Source organism: Cardiobacterium sp. (genome assembly GCF_057314735.1).
In genome coordinates, this window is record NZ_DBHKZK010000009.1 from 21,108 (window position 1) to 27,678 (window position 6,571).

General features: G+C 60.4%; 1 protein-coding gene. It reads left to right on the forward strand.

Annotation, left to right across the window (positions count from 1 at the left end; genetic code table 11):
* Positions 1–101 precede the first annotated feature (101 nt).
* Positions 102–6,167 (forward strand): YadA-like family protein, encoded by a 6,066-nt coding sequence (locus ACO54Z_RS00640; protein ID WP_485995277.1) that lies wholly within the window; start codon positions 102–104, stop codon positions 6,165–6,167.
* Positions 6,168–6,571: the final 404 nt, after the last annotated feature.

Sequence of the window (6,571 nt, forward strand, 5' to 3'; positions counted from 1 at the left end):
AATAATCATCATGAACCCGCCGGCGAGGGATGCCGACAAAAGCAAAACGGACGACAGCCGCTGCCCCCGCAGCCCGAATCACACTCCTGGAGTAAACCTTTATGAACCACACCTACAAAACCCTTTACAACACCGCCCTCGGCGCGTGGGTTGCCGTGCCGGAAACCGCGCACAACCACGGCAAAGCCCCGCGCAGTTACCGCCGCGCCCCTGCGGGCGGCCTCACCTTCGCCCGCACCGCGCTGGCCTCGGCGCTGTTGTTGGCAGGAGGGCAGGCACTGGCTGCCATTCCTGAGGGTACGGCGGTCAGGTCAACGGATATTGCCATTGGCACCGGCGCTTCTGCTGACTCAAAAATTTCTGGAGGCAGCACGGCAGTCGGTACCAATGCCAAAGCCACTTCGCGGGATGATGTGGCCATTGGTTACGGTGCAGGCGCCAAAAGTGGCAGCGGCGCCAACGCTGGCAAAAACGGGGAGCGGGTGATGATTGGTGCCAATGCTAATGTTGGCTCAGATCGGGTAGTATCAATTAATGCGCACGGTTCGGTTGGCACGGTTAATCTGCAAGTCAAAAATGTGGGGCAGGCGGTAGCCATTGGCGGTGGCACGGGCGTCCAGCCGGAACACCATACCTATGCCTACGGCGACCAGTCGCTTGCCATCGGCAGCGATACCCTCGCTTATGGCGATGGCTCGGTCGCCATTGGTGGCGATGACCTGGACAGTGCCGGCAGTCAGCAGACCACCTATACCGATTCGTCAGGACAGCAGAAAACCGATACCGTGCGGAATGCGTACAACGCCCTGACCGGCGACACCATGAATTCAGGCGTGTACGTCAAAACCGCCTCGAAACAGGCGGCGGTTGCGATTGGCGTACAGGCGCAGGCATCGGATTTGGGCGTTGCGATTGGTTCCAAATCGGCTGCGGCCAAAACCAACAGCGTTGCCATCGGTACCGGCGCGCAAGCCACGCTCGACAACGCCGTTGCCATCGGCGGCGGCTCCAAAACCCTGGAAGCGGGAACGAAGCAGGAATCCACAGACATCAACGGCGTCACCTACCACTGGGCGGGCGGCGGCAGCACCCTGCCCGGCGACATCGTTTCCTTCGGCACAACCGACTACGAGCGGCAGCTGAAACACGTCGCGGCGGGCGAAGTGAGCGCCGCCAGCACCGACGCGATTAACGGCAGCCAGCTTTATGCGGTGGCCGAAAAAGCGCAGCACCACTACTACAGCGTCAATGACGGCGGTACCCGTGGCGGCAACTACAACAACGACGGCGCAACGGGCAGCAATTCGCTTGCCGCTGGCGCGAAGGCCAAAGCGTCTGCGATGAACACCGTTGCCGTTGGTTACAACGCGCAGGCAACCCACGACGGCGCGGTGGCCATTGGTGCCAACACCGAAGCAACCAACGCTTCTACCGCGCTGGGCGACAGCTCCAAGGCGAAAGGACTGAATTCAACCGCCCTCGGTTGGAACGCCAATGCCGCCGGACGCGCCGATGTCTTTATCGGAAAAGAAGCGGGCAAGGGTACGGACAACAGCAACAATTTCAGCAATATCGGCATTGGCGAAGGTGCGGTGCAAAACGCGGGCAGCACCGGCAAATCCGTGACCAACATCATCGGCATTGGTACTGGTGCGGCAGCAGGGATGCAGGGCGACCACAACATTGCGCTGGGCGCATACGCCAACGGCACAGAGAACGGCGCTGCCGCTGTTACCACCACCAACAACGTCGCCATTGGCGAACGTACACGCGCCAGCGGTGGCAACGCCATTGCCATTGGTGCCAGGGGAACCAAAGCCGAAGGACTGGCAGCGATTGCCCTCGGTGTGGGTGCAGATGCCAAAGGACAAAACGGCGTTGCCGCCGGGCAAAACACCGTGGCAAGCGCGTCGGGTACGGTTGCCATTGGCGGCTCCGCCAATGCGGGCAATGGCGCCACCGCCAGCGGCGTGCAGGCGGTCGCCATCGGCCAATTAAGCAAGGCAAGCGGCAACAAAACCACCGCCCTCGGCGCGGAAGCCAACGCCAGCGGACTCAATTCGACCGCGCTCGGCACCGGCGCCAGCACCGCCGGGGGGTTGGGCGGCCTGAATGCCGTTGCCGTCGGCGCGAAAGCCAGCGCCAACGCGGGCAGCACCACCGCCGTTGGTGCGGCGGCGCAGGCAAGCGGCGTTAATGCCGCCGCCTTTGGCGCGGGCGCGCAGGCGGGAACGAAAGGCACGGCGGTCGGCTATAACGCGGTCGTGACCCACAACGGCGCGATTGCCCTCGGCGCGGATTCCGTCAGCACTGCCACCTTTGGCGCGGTTCCCAACGCCACCATCAACGGCATCACCTATGGCAACTTTGCCGCCGCCAACGTCAATGCCACCGTCAGCGTCGGCAGCGCGGGCAACGAACGCGCCATCACCAACGTTGGCGCCGGGCGCATCAACGCCAGCAGCACCGATGCCATCAACGGCAGCCAGCTTTATGCCATTGGCAACGGCCTGCAAAACCAGATTACCGCCAACAAAACCCACTACTACAGCGTCAATGACGGCGGCAACCGCGGCGGCAACTACAACAACGACGGCGCCACTGCCGCCAACACACTCGCCGCCGGGGTCAATGCCAAAGCGCGCAGCAGCAACTCGGTGGCGATGGGCGACGGTGCGGAAACCGCGAACTCCGTCAATGGTACGGCCGCGAAAGGGCTAAACGTCGCTGTCGGTAGTAACGCCAAAGTAAAAACAGGAACCCGTGCTAATGGCGATGCCAAAGGCGCTTGGGAAGCCACTGCTATCGGCGCCGATAGCGTAGCAGAAGGGGTGCGCACTACCGCGGTGGGTTACGGCGCCAGCGCGACCGAATACTATGCCACCGCCATTGGCTACAAAAGCAGCGCGCCGGAATGGCACGCGCTGGCCATTGGCAGCCAGGCGACCGTCGCGCCTACGGCGACCACTGATGTTGCCGCGGCGCAGGCGATTACCACCAACCTGACCAACGTCAGCGACGCTTCCAAATCGGCGGCAGCGGTCGCCATTGGCCGCCAGGCAACCGCCGCTGGCTATGGCGCGATTGCGCAGGGTCTCAATGCCCAGGCGACCACCGCTTACGCCACCACCATCGGCGCCAATGCCCGCGCCGAACGCATCGGCAGTGTCGCCCTCGGCGCCGACAGCGCCGCCAAGGCAGAATCCAGCATCGCCTTGGGGCGCAACAGCGTTGCCGACCGTGAAAAGGGTGCGACGGGTGTTGACCCGTTGGGTGCGAAGGGTACGGCTACCGATGCTTCCGTGTGGCAGGCGACCGCAGGTGCGGTTTCCGTCGGTAATGCGGCGACCAAAACCACGCGGCAAATCACCAACCTTGCCGCAGGCTCGGAAGACAGCGATGCAGTAAACGTTGCACAATTAAAGGCGGCGGGATTCAATCTGGCGGTATCACAAAGCGGCGGTACTTCCACCGACAACACCGCGGACGCCGCCGACAAAAAAATCAACAACGGCAAAACGCTGACCCTGGACGCGGGCAACGGTATCAACCTGCAACAGAACGGTGGCAAAATCACCATTGCCACCAATGCGCAGGCGATTACCAATAGCGCGCAACTGCCGGTGGTTTATACCAAGGCCGACGGCAGCAAGGTTTACAAGCGCGGCGACAAATTCTATGACGCGCCCGTCGGCGGCAATGAGGTTGCCGCAGCGGATGTGATTGCCTCAATGCAAAACGCTGCAGGTTCAAGCACCGTGCCGACCGTGCTTGCCAACGTCGCCAGTAACTTTGCCGATACCGCCACTGCGACAAGCAATCCGGCGAATAACAGCCGCAGCGATTTCGCCAATAAAGGCAATCGCGCGGCGACGGTCAATGACGTACTCAATGCCGGATTTAATGTGCAGGGCAACGGCGCGGCAAAAGATTTCGTTACCCACGGCGATACCATCAACTTCGCCAACGGGCGCGGCACGGTTGCCAATGTTGAAAGCCAAAACGGCGTAACCACGGTGAAATTCGACACGCCGCTGGAATATGTCGGCGGTACGCCAACCGCACCGGCAACCAATACCGTCAAACTGGTTGGCGGCGATGCCAGCCAGCCCGTTGCCTTGCAGAATGTTGCCGCAGGAACCAACGACACCGATGCGGTAAACGTATCGCAGCTCAACGCGGTAAAAACGACTGCCAACAAAGGATTCAAGATTGCCGGGAATAGTAAAGCCAACGGAATCACGATGGATAACGAAACCATCAAGCCGGATGAAACGCTGACGGTAAAAGGTACGGGTACGGGTACGTTTGCAACTGACTACAACAGCGACAATATTCAGACCCAGGTCAGCGGCGACGGCACGATTACCATCGGCCTGAAAAAAGATATTGCGGTAAACAGCGTAACCGCCACCGATGGCACCAACACCACCGTAACCCGCCCCACCGGCACCGTTACCAGCGATGGCACAGGCAACACCACGGCCACCACCGCCAACGGCGTAAAAGCCACCGATACCAACGGCAACACCACCTCGCTCACCCAAACCGGCATCACCACCACCGACAGCGCAGGCAACACCACCGCCGTAAACAGCGGCGGCGTTACTATCAGCAAACCGGGCAAAAACGTAGTGAGCCTGACTGGCGATGGCCTGAATAATGGCGGCAATAAAATTACCAACGTCGCCAAAGGTGAGGCAGATACCGATGCGGTGAATGTCAGCCAATTAAATGCCGCTGCCAAAGCCGCCAAAACCGAAGTTAAATCTGCTGATGGTTCGGTTACGGTAACAGCCAATACGCCTACACCGGGTAATCCGACGGTATATGACTTGTCCGTCAATACCGACGGCACCACCATTACCAAAGATGCCAATGGCAAAATAAAGGCCAATACCACCGCGCTCAATCCTGGTACGGGTAATGATTTGGGCAAAGTCATTGTGCCGCCTGCCATCCCGGCAACACCAACGACACCTGCCGTGGATTACAGCGGCAGATTGATGACCGCAGGCGATATTGCCAGCGCCATTAACCATTCCGGTTTTGTGCTGACAACCGACAATACCGGCGGCGGCACCAATACCGGCAAAAGCGATGAGCTGATTAATCCCGGCAAAAAAGTCACCATTGATGCCGGGAAAAATATTGACATCAAGCAAGAGGGCAGCAAAGTCACGGTTGCCACCAAAGACGAAGTGGCATTCAAGCAGGTCACTATTGGCGATGCAGGCAATAATACGGTATTGACCAGCACCGCGGACGGCCTCGATGTCGGCGGCGACAAAATCACCAATGTTGCTGCCGGAACGAAAGACAGCGATGCGGTCAATGTCAAACAATTGAAAGCCGCCAAAACCGAAGTAAAAGCAGGCACCAACATCGCCAGCGTTGATAAAACGCAAGCGAATGATGGCCACGATATTTACACCGTCAATGCCAAAGGGACGACCGTCTCCGGTGCGGGCGATGTCATCGTCACCGCGACCAACAGCGGCGACAACGTCACCAACTACCAGGTGAGCCTCTCCGGCGGCGTCAAGCAGGACATCGGCAAGGGCGTGCAGGCCTATGACATCGTGACCACGCAGGGCATCCGCTTTGGCGGCGACACCGGCGTGACCAACGTGCATAAACTGGGCGACACCATGATGATTATGGGCGACCAAAACGTGAAAACCGCCGCCGATGTGGACGGCATTCATATGCGCCTCAACCCGGACGTGAACGTCAATAGCGTCACCACCGGCGACACCAAAATGAACGACGAAGGCGTTGCCATCAAGAATGGCCCGGCGCTGACCAAACAGGGTATCAACGCGGGTAATCTGCCGATACGCAACGTCGCACCGGGGCGCATCGCGCCGGATAGCCGCGATGCCGTCAATGGCGCGCAATTGCACGCGCTGGGGCGTTACGTTGATAACGTGGACAAACGCGCGAAAGCTGGCACCGCCTCGGCGATTGCCACCGCGGGCTTGCCGCAGGCGTACCGTCCGGGGGCGAGCATGGTCGCCGCTGCAGGAGGCTATTACGACGGACAAAGCGCGGTCGCCATCGGCGTCTCCACCATCAGCGACAACGGCCGTTGGGTCATCAAGGGCGCGGCGAACGTGAACAGCAAAGAAGCGGGCGCGACCATCGGCATCGGTTATCAGTGGTAAGCCAGACTACTCCTCCTCCTGTGGGGGAGGGCAGGGGTGGGGGCAGCAAACCTCTCGCAGAGCGGCAAACCCCAACCTTGTTTACATACACATCGAGCGCTCAAGTGTATGTAAACCGCCGAACAGCTCCCTCCCCCTGTGGGCGGGCACCCACGAAAATGCGGACGCATTTTCGTGGGAACCGGCGGGAGGGCTGGGGTGGGGTTACTGGTCATCTTCGCCTATGCCATGCGCCCCACCCATTCCCCAATATACATACACACCGCGCGCCCAGGTGTATGTAAACCACCGAACAACTCCCTCCCTCGCAGGGCGAAGCCCGCAGCGGGGGAGGGCAGGGGAGGGGGTAGCGCCCGTGATGGCGTGCCTGCCGCCTGTTCAGAAAACCTGTTTACATACACCTT

Coding starts and splice junctions, on each gene's coding strand:
- ACO54Z_RS00640 (WP_485995277.1), top strand. CDS start 102: ATGAACCACACCTACAAAACCCTTTACAACACCGCCCTCGGCGCGTGG.